Annotated in this window: 7 protein-coding genes and 3 tRNA genes; 2 read left to right on the top strand and 8 right to left on the bottom strand. The window is 67.3% G+C overall.

Features of this window, described 5'->3' with window-relative positions; all coding sequences use genetic code 11:
* Positions 1–80 precede the first annotated feature (80 nt).
* The 4 genes from METFAM1_RS0119055 to gltX form a co-directional block, all read right to left on the bottom strand.
* The gene (locus tag METFAM1_RS0119055) at positions 81–1226 is read right to left on the bottom strand and encodes a hypothetical protein (RefSeq protein WP_019917140.1); all 1146 of its coding nucleotides are present in this window, start codon (positions 1224–1226) and stop codon (positions 81–83) included.
* Between the two features lie 20 nt (positions 1227–1246).
* Positions 1247–6661: a CHAT domain-containing protein gene (locus METFAM1_RS0119050; protein WP_019917139.1), complete on the bottom strand. Its 5415-nt coding sequence runs from the start codon at positions 6659–6661 to the stop codon at positions 1247–1249.
* A gap of 16 nt (positions 6662–6677) precedes the next feature.
* A complete protein-coding gene (locus METFAM1_RS0119045) occupies positions 6678–7739 on the bottom strand; it encodes a toll/interleukin-1 receptor domain-containing protein (RefSeq protein WP_024300856.1) in 1062 nt (353 codons plus the stop codon).
* Positions 7740–7931: 192 nt separating this feature from the next.
* The gene (gene gltX, locus METFAM1_RS0119040; protein WP_019917138.1) at positions 7932–9329 is read right to left on the bottom strand and encodes a glutamate--tRNA ligase; all 1398 of its coding nucleotides are present in this window, start codon (positions 9327–9329) and stop codon (positions 7932–7934) included.
* A gap of 104 nt (positions 9330–9433) precedes the next feature.
* Here gltX and METFAM1_RS0119035 point away from each other — a divergent pair.
* Together METFAM1_RS0119035 and METFAM1_RS0119030 are read left to right on the top strand one after the other, a co-directional pair.
* Positions 9434–9508 (top strand) — tRNA-Val (locus tag METFAM1_RS0119035).
* Positions 9509–9717: 209 nt separating this feature from the next.
* A complete protein-coding gene (locus METFAM1_RS0119030; RefSeq protein ID WP_019917137.1) occupies positions 9718–10353 on the top strand; it encodes a TetR family transcriptional regulator in 636 nt (211 codons plus the stop codon).
* A 74-nt stretch (positions 10354–10427) separates the two neighbouring features.
* Here the strand turns inward: METFAM1_RS0119030 and METFAM1_RS0119025 are convergent, their stop codons facing one another.
* The 4 genes from METFAM1_RS0119025 to lon form a co-directional block, all read right to left on the bottom strand.
* Complete coding sequence (locus tag METFAM1_RS0119025; RefSeq protein ID WP_019917136.1) at positions 10428–12332, bottom strand: SurA N-terminal domain-containing protein; 1905 nt, start codon at positions 12330–12332, stop codon at positions 10428–10430.
* A gap of 78 nt (positions 12333–12410) precedes the next feature.
* Positions 12411–12487 (bottom strand) — tRNA-Asp (locus METFAM1_RS0119020).
* Positions 12488–12514: 27 nt separating this feature from the next.
* Positions 12515–12590, bottom strand: a tRNA-Val gene (locus METFAM1_RS0119015).
* A gap of 80 nt (positions 12591–12670) precedes the next feature.
* Positions 12671–15082, bottom strand: coding sequence for an endopeptidase La (gene lon / locus METFAM1_RS0119010; protein WP_024300855.1), 2412 nt, complete (start codon positions 15080–15082; stop codon positions 12671–12673).
* Positions 15083–15186 lie beyond the last annotated feature (104 nt).

The following is a 15186-nucleotide window of genomic DNA, read 5'->3' as shown; positions in this document are numbered from 1 at the left end:
ATGTCGGAAGCGCCCGAGTTTAAGCGACGCCTGCGCGCCGTCTGCGATAAATCCGTTACAGCCGGTGTGCCGGCCGCAGCTCAGGCCAGCCAGCGCTCCATCTGGTGCACCGGCGCGTTGCGCAGCAGATGGAGCTGCGGATTGTCGCGCTGTGCGCTCTGGCCCGACTCGACGACCTTGACCGGCTCGCGCTCCAGGATGCACAACCGGCGGCTGATGCAGTCGGCGCGCCACTGCGCATTGGCGGTCCGGCCCCGCTCCTCGACCGCGATCCGGGTCAGCGCGAACTCGTCCTGCGGGTTCTCGCGCTCGATGCGCCGGCGGATGGCGGCGTGCGCCTTGTCCAGGCTGCCCTGCTGCACGCACAGGTCGTACAGCGCGGCCAGGCAGCGGAAATTGCGTATCGGTATCGGCCGCACGCCTTTCAGCCAGGCCAGCGCGACGACCAGCTTGCGGCCGTAGGTGTCGTAGGCGTAGCGTAGCCATTCGGCGCGGAACACCGGCTGCCGCCCGACCGCCTGCAAGGCCTTCGTCCAGGCCGGATCGAAACCGGCCTTGCGCGGACCGCGGCTCAGCGCGTCGGCCCAGCGCACCTGCGCCGCGCGCGACGGCAGACGCAGCATGCGCTGCCACTCGTCCCACAGCGCGCCGAAACAGGCGCGCAGCGTGGCCTCGTCGCGCGCGGCGAAACGACGAAACAGTTCCTGCAGCGTGCCGGTGCCCAGATTGACCTGCAGCGGCCCGAAAGACAGGCCGGCGCCGTCGAAATTGCCGGTCACCTGCAGATAGGGATCGCCACTGGTTTCGAACGCCGCGGTGACCGCGATGGCCAGATCCAGCGCACGCTCGGCGGCCAGCGCCGGCAGCTTCGACGGGTCGTGCATCTCGACATAGACCTGCTCGCCGCGTGGCTCGACCCGCGCCAGCCAGCCGTCGCGCGCGACGCGGCGGGCGGCGTCCGCCAGTGCCGCCGGATCGGCCGCCTTCAGCCAGACGAAGCGCCCTTCGATCCCGGCGCCCAGACCTCCGCGCGGCGCGACGCCGGCAATGCTTACGCCGCCACCGAGTTCGTCGCGTACCCGCTGAACCGCCGCCAGCAGTTCGCGATGCACGCGCACCGTGCCGTCGGCACGCGCGTATTCCGACAACTGGAAGTTCGGCGTGACGCGGGCGCGCGCCGGGCCACCGATCAGGTAGTCGTCCTCGTATTTCAGTCCGCTGGCCATGTGTCCTCCTTGAGCCCGCGTCAGGCGCCGAGCGCCTCACGCACCTTTTTCAGGCCGCTGCGCAGCACGCCCAGATCGATCAGGAAATCGACCTGATCGAGCACCGACGCGCGTTCTCGTGCGCTGCCGCCACGGGCGAAGGCGGCGCGATAGGCGCCGACGATGCTCGCCTGTTCGGCGGCAGCCAGTCGCCCGTCGAGCAAGGCGCACAGCAGTTCGCAGTCGCCAACCACGGCCGTACTCCAGAAGTCCGGATGCGGGTGGGCGGCGGCATCCCGCTGCACGCGCTCGCATCCGTCGCGGACGGTGCGCGCGGCATCCGCCGGCAGTTCGGCACCGCTCAGCCGCGCATGCAGCAGCCGCGCCGTCCACAGATTGATGAAGGCATAGCTGTCCACGGTCTGCCCCTCGTTGCGCGCGGCCAGCTCGAACGCCCGCCCGTAGTGCTGCGCCATGTCGGCCAACGCCGCCAGCCGCGCGTCGCCGTCCAGCATCCAGGCCAGCCGCTTGTGCGCGCTGCCGAGCAGCGCGCAACGCTTGGCCGACGGCGTCAGCAGTTCGAGGTCGGCGATGGCGCGGCGGATGCCGGCGACCAGGTCGGTGGCGTCGCCGCGCTTCTCGCGCATCAGCGCCCACTCGTCGTCGGCCGCACGGACCCTGAAATTGGCCGACTGTTCGAGCACGCGCAGCGGGCAATCACCGTCGTCGGCCTCGCGCGCGCGGTCCAGCCACTGCGCCGCCAGCGCGTATTGACCCGCCTCGCCGAAACAGAGACCGATCGCCGCGGCGACGTCGGCTCGCGCAAGCCAGGCGGCACGGGCCGCGGCGGGCACGCGCGCGGTGTAGCTGTCGAGCCAGGCCGACGGATCGGCGTCGCCACCGTTCGCGGCGGCACCGCCGCTCATCAGCGCGCTGCTGCGGTTGTCGATCTGCACCACCAGTTCGGACGGCGTGGTGAAGGGTGGCGGCGCGCTGTCGCGGCGCGCCGGGCCGGTCGGGTCGAGGCGGTAATCGGGGTCGCCGTAGCACTGGTAGGCGCCCCAGGTATTCACCTTCGGGTGACGGGTCCAGGTCGCCTCGCGCGCGAGACGCACGGCGTCGCCGAAGCCGCGGCCATCGAGCAGGTTGCCGTACAGGGTTTCGGCGAAACAGCGCGCGGCGGCGTCGTCGACTGCCCAGCCTGCGGCGACGACAGCGCGCACGCCCATGCGGATGAACTGCGTCGCCAGGTTCGCGGCCAGCCGATTGAGGTCGGGTGAGCGGGCAGCATCGTCGCCGCCGGTGTTGCCGAGATGGCAGCAGTTGATGAACACCAGCTCCGGCACGTAGCGCATCTGCTCGACGTCGCCAGGCGTCAGGAACCAGCCGTCGCCGATCACCATGCCGGACACCTTGCGCGTGCCGCTGCTGCCGTCCGCCGGCGTGGTGGTCGGCACCACGTACTCGTGAACGCCGTGGCCGGCCAGATGCAGGATGCGCCACGCGTCCTGATGCAGCGCCGCCATGATGGCGCGGCCTTCGGCGTGGATCAGCTCGGTCACCGCGCAACCGCCGGACGACAGCACGCCGGCCACCGCACGTGCCTCGGCGGCGGCGTCAGGCAGTGCGGAAAACCCGCGGCCCAGCGGTGCCGGGTCGCCGATCACCAGCGCGCTGGCACGTGTCGCCCCCAGCGGTCGCTCGCGGTACTGCGAGGTGCGCAGCTGGCGCAGCATGCCGGAGGCCACGGCCGGCGGACGCTGACCGGCCTGCCAGCGGTCCTCCAGCAGTTCCCACGGGAAGCGGCCGGACACCTCGTCCACCAGCAGCACGACGCTGCGCCGCTCCGGCGCCAGCTGCTTCATCCGGTGCGGCAGCAGCATTTCGAACAGCGTGCGCGACGTGTCGGCATCGGCAGCGCAGGAGCGGCAGGCCTGGCTGACGAAGGCATCGACCTGTTGCAGCTGGCCGCCGACCAGGCTGATTTCGGCGCGCGCGCGGTCGGTCAGCGCGATGAAACGCAGTTCGTCGCGACGCGCGTCGTGAGTGATTTCGAGCCGGTGCCACCAGCTCGCATCCTCGTCAAAACAGACGCGACGGCGCCCGCCGTTGCCCTGGCCGAGCACCTGTTCCGGCCACACGAACTCGCCAGCAAGCGGACCATCGACCACCTCGCGCAATGCGCCGGCAGCCTGGATGGCGATGTCCTCGTACAGCTCGATGAATTCGACCTCGCCGATGACGACGCGACCGGCGAGCGCCCCCTCGCGCAGCGCGCGCTGGGCGTCGCCGGTGCCGCGCAGGATGGACTCGACCGAATCGCGTGTGCGCATGCCGCCGGCGCCGGTGCCGACCAGCAGGGTCGATACGCAGATGGTGCGCAGCGCATCGGCCAGGCCGAAGCGGTCGTCCGGCCACTCGATCACCTGCAGCGCAAGATCGAGCAGCGCCCGGCGCACGCCGTCCTGCAGCAGCCCCGGGCTCAGTTCGCCCACCTCGCCCAGCCCGACCACGATGGCGCCCTGCGGATGCTGGTGCATTTCGCGCGGAATGAAGATGCCGTGGGTGCCCGCCGCGCCGGGATAACGCCCGAGCTGCAGGCTGCGCGACAGCGCGCCGTGCATGCGCCGGTCCATGCTCGCCTCGGCGCTGACTATGGTGTCGCCGGCATAGTGCCCGACCATGACCGGGTGGCGCGCATAGCTCAGTTCGCAGTGGCGCACGCGCACGGTGATCGGCGTGCGCGTGCTGCGCTCGACCCGACGCGGTGGCGTCCCGCCGCCGAAGCCGAAGCTGGCGATGTCGGCCGCCTGCGGAATGCCGTCGGCCGGCGGCAGCGGCTTCAGCACGAACAGTTCCTCGCCAGCGCCGGCGGCACGCGCGCCCGCTGGCGGCGCCGACGGCAGCCGGGTCGTGCCGCCGGTGGTCAGGATGTCGAGGTAGCCGTCGAAGGCGCGCGTCTGCGCGCACAGGAAGTCGTGCGCGGTGTCTTCGGCGTACCACATGGGCACACCGGGCAGCGTGCCGGAAGCCCAGCTGACGGTGCCGTCGCCGCGCGCGGTGGCGACGAAATCGATGCGCTTGCGGCCCAGCGGCCACGGGTCGTCGGCGTCCTCGACGCGGTAGTCGATCACCGTCGCCGGCTGGCAACCCGCCACGTAGCGGACGAAGCGCGCATCGACCGCTGTCGACTTCAGCTGCGTCCAGGTATCGTGCGCCCACTTCAGCGTCTTCGCGTCAGCCGGCTTCCAGCGCGCGCCGAGCTGCTTGCGCAGCGCTTCCCAGCGTGCCGCATCGGCGAAATCCGGATCGCTGTCGGCAAAGGGCAGCAGTTCGAGCAGGCCCGGGTAGGTGCGCACCAGATCGATGATTTCGGTGGTGCTCTGCGTGAAGTCGAGCAGCGCCAGGCGCGCCTGCGTCGGATTGTGGCCAGTGAGCCAGCGCACCGCCTCGTGCGAGCCGGCGTTCGGTGTACCGAGCATCAGGAAGCGGCTGCCCGGCAGCCGGGTGATGCGCGCCCACACGGCAGCACCGCGGCCGCCGTCGCTCATCAGCGCGCGCACCACCAGTCCGCCCATCGAGTGGGCCACGATGTGCACCGGCTGCTGCTCGGCCTCGGCGCGCGCGACCACCGCCTCCAGCCGCTCGGCCAGCCGCGCCGCGGCAGCGCGCACCGACTGGCGCCAGTCGTAGGCGAAGAATTCGACGCGGTGGCTGCGCGCGAGGAATTCGAGCAGCGGCCCGTAGAACTGATCGACCAGCCCGCCCGGCTCGACCTGCGCCGCCGCCATGTGCAGGCGCTTGAGCCCGCCCTTGAACAGCGCGAGATAGTCCAGCCAGACGCGCTCGCCGTCGACGCTCAGTTCGCTGCCCATGGTGCCCGGCAGCACCACGGCCAGTGGCCGCGGTTCGGCAGCGCTCTGGCTGCGCGCCAGCGCGCTGCGCCAGCGCGGCGGATCGTGCGGCGCCTCGGCGATGGGCTGGAAACCGGCGTCGTCACCTTCGACACGCAGCAGGCCGGCGGCCAGCCAGCGCACGCTCTTCTCGTTGACGAAGTAGCGGAAGTGATTGACCTGCGCGCCCTCGTCGCGACCGAAGCGCGCGCCGTTAGCCGGACGACGCAGCCCGCCGCTCATCGAGCCGGTATTCACCACCAGATCGTGGTCTGCGCCGTAGAACCAGTCGGTGGCGAGCAGCTTGATCTTCTGCCACAGCGACTCGCCCTCGACGTCGCCGGCGATCACCGTCAGGTCGGCGACGGTTTCGAGTTCGGCGTGATTGAGCAGCCGGGTCAGCGCCGAGCCGGGCATCATCGCCTCGGCGCCCGGCAGCGTGCGCGGGTCGGTGCGTTCCTTCACTACGGCGAGCAGGAAGTCGACGGCGTCGCCGAACAGCGCCTTGCCGGATACGAAATCGAGCACCGACAGCCAGCGGTCGAGCCGACCGGAAGCCAGCGTGGTGCCACGCGCCGGACAGGCGACGCGGACGAAGCGGCTAACGCGGAACTGCTTGGCCTTCAGTTCCGCCAGCAGCGCCGCCAGATTCGCGCGATCGGCCTGATAGGCGGCGTGGCGCGCCGTCTCGGCCGCATCGTCGAGCGCGCCGAGGCCGATCTGCTCGGCCAGCGTACGGTCGGCCGCGAACAGTTCATCGAGACGGCCGACGACCGCATCCAGCCCGCGGCACTCGCCCAGACACATCAGCTCGCCCACCATGCCTCCGCGCGAGTGACTGACCAGATGCAGCTCCGCCCCCTTGGGCAGGCGCTTGGCCAGCGCCAGCGCATTGCTGATCGGGCTCTCGGTCAGCGAACGGTGTTCGAGCGCGAACACGCGCTCGCCGTAGCGCGCCGTCAACCGGCGGCGCAATGCGGCGCCCTCGCGATTGGCGGCATCCCACAGTCCGCCGAAGCTGCCTTCGCAGCTCGAACCGGTGCCATGCAGGAAGACCAGCAGCGGCCCGGCGTCAGCGGCGATGGCGGTGCGCGCGGCCAGCGGGGTCAGCGCGAAAGCGTCGAGCGCACAGTGGTGCAGGCCAGGCGCGCGACCGAGCCGCTTCTCCTCGAACCACTTGCCAAGCGCGGCGGCCGACTTCTTCTTCAGGTCGATACCGAAGAAGTCGAGCACGCGGATGCCCAGCCCGAGCAGACCACGCGAAGCCGGCGCGGCCGAAGCGGTGTCGAGCGCGTCGAATTCCCAGGCGCTGTCGCCGTCGCGCGACACCGAACGACGGCCGTGCTCGCGCACCAGATCGTCGGCGCGGCTCCACAGCACGAAGCCGTTGTCGAGTTCGATGCGCACGACCTCGTCGGCCGCCACCTCCAGTTCGCCGGTCACGCCGTCGCGGGCGCGACCGGGAATCAGCCGGCGGCCGCGCAGCACCGCGACACCGGCGCCGGCGTCCGGCGTGGCCGCGTCGCTGACGGTGCCGCGTATGCGGTATCGGGCTGCACTCATGTTCCGTCTCCTCGGTTCAGGGTCGGCGCGACAGCACGACCGTATTCTTTTCGCCACTGTTCAGTTCGACCTTGCCGGCCAGCACGCGGCGCTCCGGGCCGATGCGCAGCGTGAGATTGCCGCTGTCGACCAGAAAGCTGCCGTCGGCGCTGACGACACGCACGGCAAGATCGGCGACGTCGCCGAACACCGCGCCGCGGGCGGTGAACACGATATGGGTAAGGGGCGGCCCCTCCATCGCGGCAAGCGTTGCGATGTAGTCGCGCCAGGCCGGATCGTTGTCGACGCGCACCGGTTCGGAACGCAGTGACAGCCGGTCGTCACGGTGGCGCAGATGCAGCGGAATGCGCTCGCCGTTCTGCGTGGTGAGCAGCCAGCGGCCTTCGAGCGATGGCCGGTCGGCGGCGAGCGCGGCCACCGGCTGCGTGGCGTCCGGCGGCGGCGTGGTGGCGCCGACGCCGGCCGCGGTGGGCGGCAGCGGCAGTTCGGCATCGTCCTCGACGGCGAGGCGAACGAGCGCGGTAATCCCCAGCACGGCCGCGGCCGCAAGCGCCCAGCGACGTGCATTGCTGCGCACCGGCCGCACGCCCTCCGCCGCGGTGACACCGCCGCGCGGCACGCCGAGCCGCTCGATGTCGGCGACGATGCGCGGCAGATCGAGGCGGGTCCAGTCGTCGGTGCGCAGCGGCAGCGCGTGGCGTTCGGTGATGAGGCGCAGAGGTTCCGGCAGGCTGGCGGCCGAAGGCATCGGCGTGCCATCGACGCGCAGTGGCATCAGCACTGCGCCAGCGTCGATGGCCGACTGGATTTCCATGCGCACGGGGTCGTCGGCGTCATCGATGCGCAGCCGCCCGTCGGCGTGACGCGCGCCGGCGAAACCGGGCGTGACCAGCAGCAGCACGATGGGCCTATGACCGATGGCGCGCTCGATCTCCTGTCGCCAGCTGCTGCCACCACGCAGATCCTGCCGGTCGAGGAACACGTGGTCGGCGCCGAAAACGCGACCGAGATCGTCGGCCAGCCGGCTGGCGTCCTTGGCCCCATCGGCGCTGCGGTAGCTGATGAAGATGCGGTTCATGGCCCGTACCGGACTGTGACATCGGACTGTCCGCGCTTCAGCATCGAAGCTGCGGATCCGCATTCAGTCTATGCCCGATGCAAGACGAGAACCACCCCGACCGATGGACGATGCACCAGGCCGCTCACGACACGCCGGAGGACGATTGACCGTGGAGGTCCGTGCGCGGATGTTCCGCGCACGGTGAACGGATCAGAGCACGCGGCCCAGCCGGGCGAGCACGCGCTCGCGGCCGAAGGCTTCGAGCACCGCGTCGATCGACGGCGTCTGCGGCTGGCCGAGCAACGCCACACGCAGCGGAATCGCAACCTGCGGCATCTTCAGGCCGCACTCGGTACAGGTTTCCTTGATCGCAGCGGACAGTGCGGCCTTGTCCCAGGTGGCCGCTTCGAGGCGGGCGGACAGCTTGCGCAGTGCCTCGCGCGCCGGGTCGGTCAGATGCTGGGCAAGCAGTTCGGGCGCCACGTGCAGGTCGATGTAGAACGCTTCGAGCGCGTCGGCCAGTTCGACCAGCGTCGATACGCGATCCTTGTACAGCGCGATCAGCGGCTCCAGCGTCGGCCCGGCCTCCGGATCGACACCGCGGCGGGCCAGCCGGCTGGCGACGTCGGCAGCCAGCCAGGCGTTGTCCGCCTGCTTCATGTAATGGGCGTTGAGCCAGCGCAGCTTTTCGGTGTTGAACTGAGCCGCCGACGGCGTGATGTGGTCGAGATCGAACCACTGCACGAACTGCTCGCGCGTGAAGATTTCGTCGTCGCCGTGGCTCCAGCCCAGACGCGCCAGATAGTTGATCACCGCCTCCGGCAGGTAGCCGTCTTCGTCGTACTGCATCACGCTGACCGCGCCGTGACGCTTGGACAGCTTCTGACCGTCATCGCCGAGGATCATCGACAGGTGGGCGTACTGCGGCACCGTGGCACCCAATGCGCGCAGGATATTGATCTGGCGCGGCGTGTTGTTTACGTGATCATCGCCACGGATGACGTGGGTGATGCCCATGTCCCAGTCGTCGACGCAGACGCAGAAGTTGTAAGTCGGCGTACCGTCGGCGCGGGCGATGATGAGGTCGTCCAGTTCTTCGTTGGCGATGGCTATGCGCCCCTTCACCTGGTCTTCCCAGGCGACGACGCCGTCCAGCGGATTGCAGAAACGGATGACCGGTTGCACGCCTGCCGGCGGTGTCGGCAGCGTCTTTCCGGGGGCCGGGCGCCAGCGCCCGTCGTAGCGCGGCTTCTCGTTGTTGGCGCGCTGGCGCTCGCGCAGGGCGTCGAGCTCTTCCGGTGTCGTGTAGCAGCGGTATGCGTAGCCCTGCTCCAGCATCTGCGCGATCACCGCCTTGTAACGGTCCATACGCTGCATCTGGTAGAAGGGGCCTTCGTCATGGCCCAGATCCAGCCACTTCATGCCGTCGAGAATCGCCTGCACCGCTTCCGGCGTCGAACGGGCGACGTCGGTATCTTCGATGCGCAGGATGAACTGGCCGCCGTGCCGGCGCGCATAGGCCCAGGAAAACAGCGCGGTGCGGGCGCCACCGATGTGCAGATAACCGGTGGGACTGGGAGCGAAGCGGGTACGGACGACCTGTGACATGGGAGGAAACACGTGAAAGCGAGCGCGCGATTGTAGCGCGTCGCAACAGCGCATTTGACGCGCCGGCGTTCACCGGCTAGTATTCGCGCCCTGTCACGAATACAGGGCAGTTAGCTCAGCGGTAGAGCACCGCCTTCACACGGCGGGGGTCAGTGGTTCGATCCCACTACTGCCCACCACATTCAGGGCTCAGACCTCACGGTCTGGGCCCTTTTCTTTTTGTCCCGGCGCAAAGCATCGCCGACAGCGCGTCGTTTCAAGCTTTTTGCCATGCACACCGTAATGGCCGCTGTTACGCTGCGCGCCTCGCAGCTTGTTGCACCACTTTGACGCGGGCGCGAAGAAAATATACATTCACGTCTGTTTGTATAAATCCCTTACAGCTCATATGGTCAGACGCACCAAGGAAGAAGCCGAAGCGACGCGCGTCCAGTTGCTCGACGCGGCGGAGCGCTGCTTCCGCGAAAAGGGAGTCGCCAGCACCACGCTGGACGACATCGCCAAGAGCGCCGGTCATACGCGCGGCGCCGTGTATTGGCATTTCGAGAACAAGGCCGACATTTTCGAAGCCGTATGCGAACGCGTGAGCACGCCGATGCAGGCCATGCTCAGCGATCTGGCTGCCGATCCCGGCAACGACCCGCTGGGCTATCTGCGCAACGATGCGATCCACGTGCTGCGCATGCTGGCCGAGTGCGAGCGCGTGCAGTCGGTGTTCGAGATCAAGTTCTGCAAGCTCGATGGCGGCCCCGACTTCGATCGCCTGCGCTCACGCGAACTGGAAACACACACGCGCTGCCTGTCCATGCTGGAAGTGGTGTTCGCGGCGGCCGTGCGCCAGGGCCAGTTGCCGGCGCACCTGCCGCCGAAGGAAACCGCCGAGGCAATGCACGCCTTCATCGGTGGGCTGATGCGCAGCTGGATAGAGCGCCGCGATTTCGACCTGCGCGCCGGGGCGCCCTGGCTGGTCGACACCTTCCTGACCGGCCTGCGCAACGCGCCCGACCCTGCCGCCTACGCCTGAACACAGGCCTGAACGTTCGGGACGAAAAAAAAGGCCACCGTCGAGGTGGCCTTTTTTATTCCCGCTGCCCGTGCTCAGGGCTGCTTGGCGTTGTCGATCAGTTTGCGATTGACGGTCACCGGATACTCCTTGCGCAGGGAAGCAAGATAGGCGGCGAAATCGTCCTGCGACACGGTCTGTTCGAGTTGCGCCTTGATCGCCTCGACCCGCGCCGGATCGAGCGCCTCCTTCGGCTGCTTGACGGCGGTGATGCGGAAGATCGCAAAACCACCGTTGTCCATCGGGAAACCCAGATAGGCGGGCAGCTTGTTGGCCGGCGCATTGAAGATGGCACGCACCATGTTGGCGGCGGGGCCCTGTGCCTGGGCACGCGAGATGTCCTGCGGCGGCGACCAGTTCAGCGGCGCCTCTTCGCCGGCGCGCAGCTTGGCGAGCGACGCTTCGCCCCGTTCCAGCGCCATCTTGCGGCCCGCCTCGAAGCCGAGCTTCTTCTCGATGTCGGCCTGCACGGTTTCGAAGGGTTTGATCGACGGCGGCAGTTGCTCGATCACGCGCGCCGACACCAACGTGTTCGGCGCGGTCTCGATCGCCTGCGTATTGCGGCGGTTCTTGACCGCATCGTCCGAGAAGATGGCCTCGCGCAGCTTTTCGTTGTCGAACGGCGCCGGCATCAGCAGACCCTTCGGAATCAGCGGACTGGTCTTCACCTGCAGGCCGAGCTTCTCCGCGGCCGGCGCCAGACTGTCGGCCTGTTCATAGACGGTGTTGCTGAAGGTTTCCGCGAGCTCGGCGAAGCGCCGGCGGGCCGCCTGCTTCTTCAGGTCGTCGGTGATTTCGGCGCGCGCCTGTTCCAGCGTCTTGCCCTGACCGCCGCGGACGTCCTCGACCTGGATGATGTGGTAACCGAAATCGGTTTCGACGACACCGCTGATCTCACCCTTCTTCAGGGCGAACGCGGCTTCCTCAAACGGCTTCACCATGGTGCCGCGACCGAAGAAGCCCAGATCACCACCATTGTCCTTCGAGCCCGGGTCTTCGGAGTTGGCCTTGGCAAGCTCGGCGAATTTCGACGGATCGGCCTTGACCGTCTTCTGCAGCTGCTCGGCCTTCGCCTTGACCGCCTTGCGATCTTCGGCGCTGGCGCCCGCGTCGACGGTCAGCAGAATATGACGCGCCTTGCGTTCCTCGCCCTGCATGTAGCGCGACTGGTTGGCTTCGAAGGTCTTGCGCACCTCTTCCTCGCTGACCTCCTGTGTCGCAGCAAGCGCGGCTTCGCTGAGCACGAGATACTCGACCTTGACCTGCTCCGGGACAGAGAACTCCTTCTGATTGTCGTCGTAGTACTTGCGCACCTGTTCCGGCGTGATCTTGAACTGCTCGATGAACTCGAACGGAGTGATGATCGCCTCGCTGACCTCGCGCTCTTCCTGCTGCATCTGCGCCCAGCGACGGGCAAGCGAGGCAGGCACGAAGGAACTGCCGGCGACGCCGGTGTACAGCTGGCGGATCACCAGATCCTGACGGATGCGGGCAAGCAGGCCGTCGCGGCTGTAGCCCTGCGTTTGCGCCACCTGATCGAAGCGCGCTTCGGAGAACTTGCCGTCGACCTGGAAACCGGGCACGCCGGCGATGATCTGGCTCATGCGCGCGTCCGACACCGTCATGTGCTGACGCTGGGCCTCCTGCAGCAGGATGCGCTGGCTCACCAGGCCGTCGAGCGTCTGCGCACGCGCCTGCGGCGTCTCCATCATTTTCGGGTCGAACTGCTCGCCCGCCATGTCGCGCAGACGATCCGTCTGGTCGCGCAGCGCCTGTTCGAACTCTTCCGGAGCGATCTTCAGCTTGCCAACGACCGCCGCGTCCTCGCGCACCGCGTCGTTGTTCATGTAGGACTCGACGCCGAAGAAGGCGAAGGGCAACACCATCAGCAACAGGACGACCTGAACCACGCGCTTGTTGTTGCGGACTGCATCGAACATAGGAACCTTTCGCGGAGCCCGGGCTTTTCGGGCGCAGGAAATGAAAAAGGCGAACATCCGTTCGCCCGCTGTCAGTTTTGGCGGAGTGGACGGGACTCGAACCCGCGACCCCCGGCGTGACAGGCCGGTATTCTAACCAACTGAACTACCACTCCAGTTTTGCGGGGCAACAAGGCAGGGACTGGTGGGTGCTGACGGGCTCGAACCGCCGACATTCGCCTTGTAAGGGCGACGCTCTACCAACTGAGCTAAGCACCCGCTGCCTGATGGTCGCTGCAAAAAACAGCCCGCGATGATACCTCACAAGAGGCCATTCGCGGGCTGTTGTCAGGCAGCGATCAGTGGGTAACGACCGAGCTGGCCGCTGCAGGTTCCTCGACCTTGGCGACCACGGTCGCCGGATCGGCCTCGGGCAGTGCGTCGGGCTTGCGCTCGAGCGCGCGCTCAAGCACGTCGTCGATCCACTTCACCGCCACGATCTCGATCGAGTTCTTCAGCGTGTCGGGCATGTCGGCCAGGTCCTTCACGTTCTCCTGCGGAATCAGCGCCGTACGGATACCACCACGCACGGCAGCAAGCAGCTTCTCCTTCAGGCCGCCAATGCCCAGCACTTCGCCACGCAGCGTGATCTCGCCGGTCATCGCGACGTCGGCACGGACCGGAATGCCGGTCAGCGCAGACACCAGCGCTGTCGTGATCGCGATACCTGCGGACGGACCGTCCTTGGGCGTCGCGCCTTCCGGGAAATGCACGTGCAGATCGGACTTCTCGAATACCTCGTCCTTGATGCCAAGGCGACGTGCGCGCGAACGCACCACCGAGCGCGCGGCCTCGACCGATTCCTTCATCACGTCGCCGAGCGAACCTGTGCGCTGCACGGCGCCCTTGCCTGGCATGGTCGCGACTTCGATCGTCAGCAGTTCGCCGCCGACTTCGGTCCAGGCCAGACCGGTCACCTGACCGATCTGGTTGTCCTTCTCGGCGATGCCGAAGGTATAGCGACGAACGCCGAGGAACTTGTCGAGGTTCTTCGCGTTGACGATCACCTTGGACGAACGCTTGCGCATCACGAGGCCCTTCACCACCTTCCGGCAGATCTTGGACACTTCGCGTTCAAGCGCACGTACGCCGGCTTCGCGGGTGTAGTAGCGCACGATATCGCGCAGCGCGTCTTCGGTAACCGACAGCTCTTCCTTCTTCAGGCCGTTGTTCTTCATCTGCTTCGGCACGAGATAGCGCTGGCAGATATTGACCTTCTCTTCTTCCGTGTAGCCGGACAGCCGGATCACTTCCATCCGGTCGAGCAGCGGCGCCGGAATATTCAGCGAGTTGGCGGTCGCGACGAACATGACGTCAGACAGGTCGTACTCGACCTCGACGTAGTGGTCGACGAAAGTCGAATTCTGTTCCGGATCGAGCACCTCGAGCAGCGCCGACGACGGGTCGCCACGGAAGTCCTGGCCCATCTTGTCGACTTCGTCGAGCAGGAAGAGCGGGTTCTTCACTGCGACCTTGGTCATGTTCTGCAGGATCTTGCCCGGCATCGAACCGATGTAGGTGCGACGGTGGCCACGGATTTCGGCTTCGTCGCGTACACCGCCCAGTGCCATGCGCACGAACTTGCGGTTGGTCGCCTTGGCGATCGACTGGCCAAGCGAAGTCTTGCCGACGCCCGGAGGGCCGACCAGGCACAGGATCGGTGCCTTCAGCTTGTCGACGCGCTGCTGTACCGCCAGGTACTCGAGGATGCGTTCCTTCACCTTCTCCAGACCGTAGTGGTCCTTGTCGAGAATCTTCTCGGCTTCGGCCAGATCCTTTGAAATGCGGGACTTCTTGCGCCACGGCAGGCCGACCAGCGTTTCGATGAAATTGCGCACGACGGTCGCCTCGGCCGACATCGGCGACATCAGCTTGAGCTTCTTCAGCTCGGACTGCGCCTTGGCGATGGCTTCCTTGGTCATGCCGGCAGCCTTGATCTTCTTCTCGATTTCCTCGAGATCGGCGCCGTCCTCGCCTTCGCCCAGTTCCTTCTGGATGGCCTTGACCTGCTCGTTCAGGTAGTACTCGCGCTGGCTCTTCTCCATCTGCCGCTTCACGCGGCCGCGGATGCGCTTCTCGACCTGCAGGATGTCGAGTTCGGTTTCCAGCTGCGACAGCAGGCGCTCGATACGCTCGGCCGTACCGAACAGTTCGAGGATGTCCTGCTTCTGTTCGAGCTTGAGCGGCAGGTGGGCCGCCACCGTATCGGCCAGGCGCCCCGCTTCCTCGATGCTGGACAGCGAGGTCAGGATTTCCGGCGGAATCTTCTTGTTCAGCTTGACGTACTGATCGAACTGGCTGATCAGTGCGCGACGCATCGCTTCGATTTCGTGCGAGGTCTGTTCGACGGCGGGAACCGTGGTGACCTGCGCCATGAACAGCGTCTTGATGTCGACGATGTCCTCGACGGTCGCACGCTGCGTGCCTTCGACCAGCACCTTCACGGTGCCGTCCGGCAGCTTGAGCATCTGCAGGATGTTGGCAACGCAACCGATACGGTAAAGATCTTCGGGGTTCGGCTCATCCTTGGCGGCGGATTTCTGCGCCACCAGCAGGATGCTCTTGCCGGCTTCCATGGCCGACTCGAGCGCCTTGATGGATTTCGGGCGACCGACGAACAGCGGGATCACCATGTGTGGGAAGACGACGACGTCCCGCAGTGGCAGAAGCGGCAGTTCGAGTTGCTCGGGAACGGTTTGGAGGCTGGACATTGCTATTCCTTAACGCGACAGTGTCAGACAGATTGGGGCGGCACTTCCCGAATCAAGCCGCCCCGGCTCCGGCACCCGCGCAGCGCGCAAACCGACGCGCGGGT

The sequence above is a fragment of the Methyloversatilis discipulorum genome (assembly GCF_000527135.1).
Classification (GTDB): domain Bacteria; phylum Pseudomonadota; class Gammaproteobacteria; order Burkholderiales; family Rhodocyclaceae; genus Methyloversatilis; species Methyloversatilis discipulorum.
The sequence above is the reverse complement of the archived record's forward strand: the minus strand, read 5'-3'. Positions and strand labels throughout refer to the sequence as shown.

Excerpts from the sequence above, each read along its gene's own strand:
- METFAM1_RS0119055 (WP_019917140.1), bottom strand. The coding sequence starts at position 1,226 with ATGGCCAGCGGACTGAAATACGAGGACGACTACCTGATCGGTGGCCCG.
- METFAM1_RS0119050 (WP_019917139.1), bottom strand. The coding sequence starts at position 6,661 with ATGAGTGCAGCCCGATACCGCATACGCGGCACCGTCAGCGACGCGGCC.
- METFAM1_RS0119045 (WP_024300856.1), bottom strand. The coding sequence starts at position 7,739 with ATGAACCGCATCTTCATCAGCTACCGCAGCGCCGATGGGGCCAAGGAC.
- gltX (WP_019917138.1), bottom strand. The coding sequence starts at position 9,329 with ATGTCACAGGTCGTCCGTACCCGCTTCGCTCCCAGTCCCACCGGTTAT.
- METFAM1_RS0119030 (WP_019917137.1), top strand. The coding sequence starts at position 9,718 with ATGGTCAGACGCACCAAGGAAGAAGCCGAAGCGACGCGCGTCCAGTTG.
- METFAM1_RS0119025 (WP_019917136.1), bottom strand. The coding sequence starts at position 12,332 with ATGTTCGATGCAGTCCGCAACAACAAGCGCGTGGTTCAGGTCGTCCTG.
- lon (WP_024300855.1), bottom strand. The coding sequence starts at position 15,082 with ATGTCCAGCCTCCAAACCGTTCCCGAGCAACTCGAACTGCCGCTTCTG.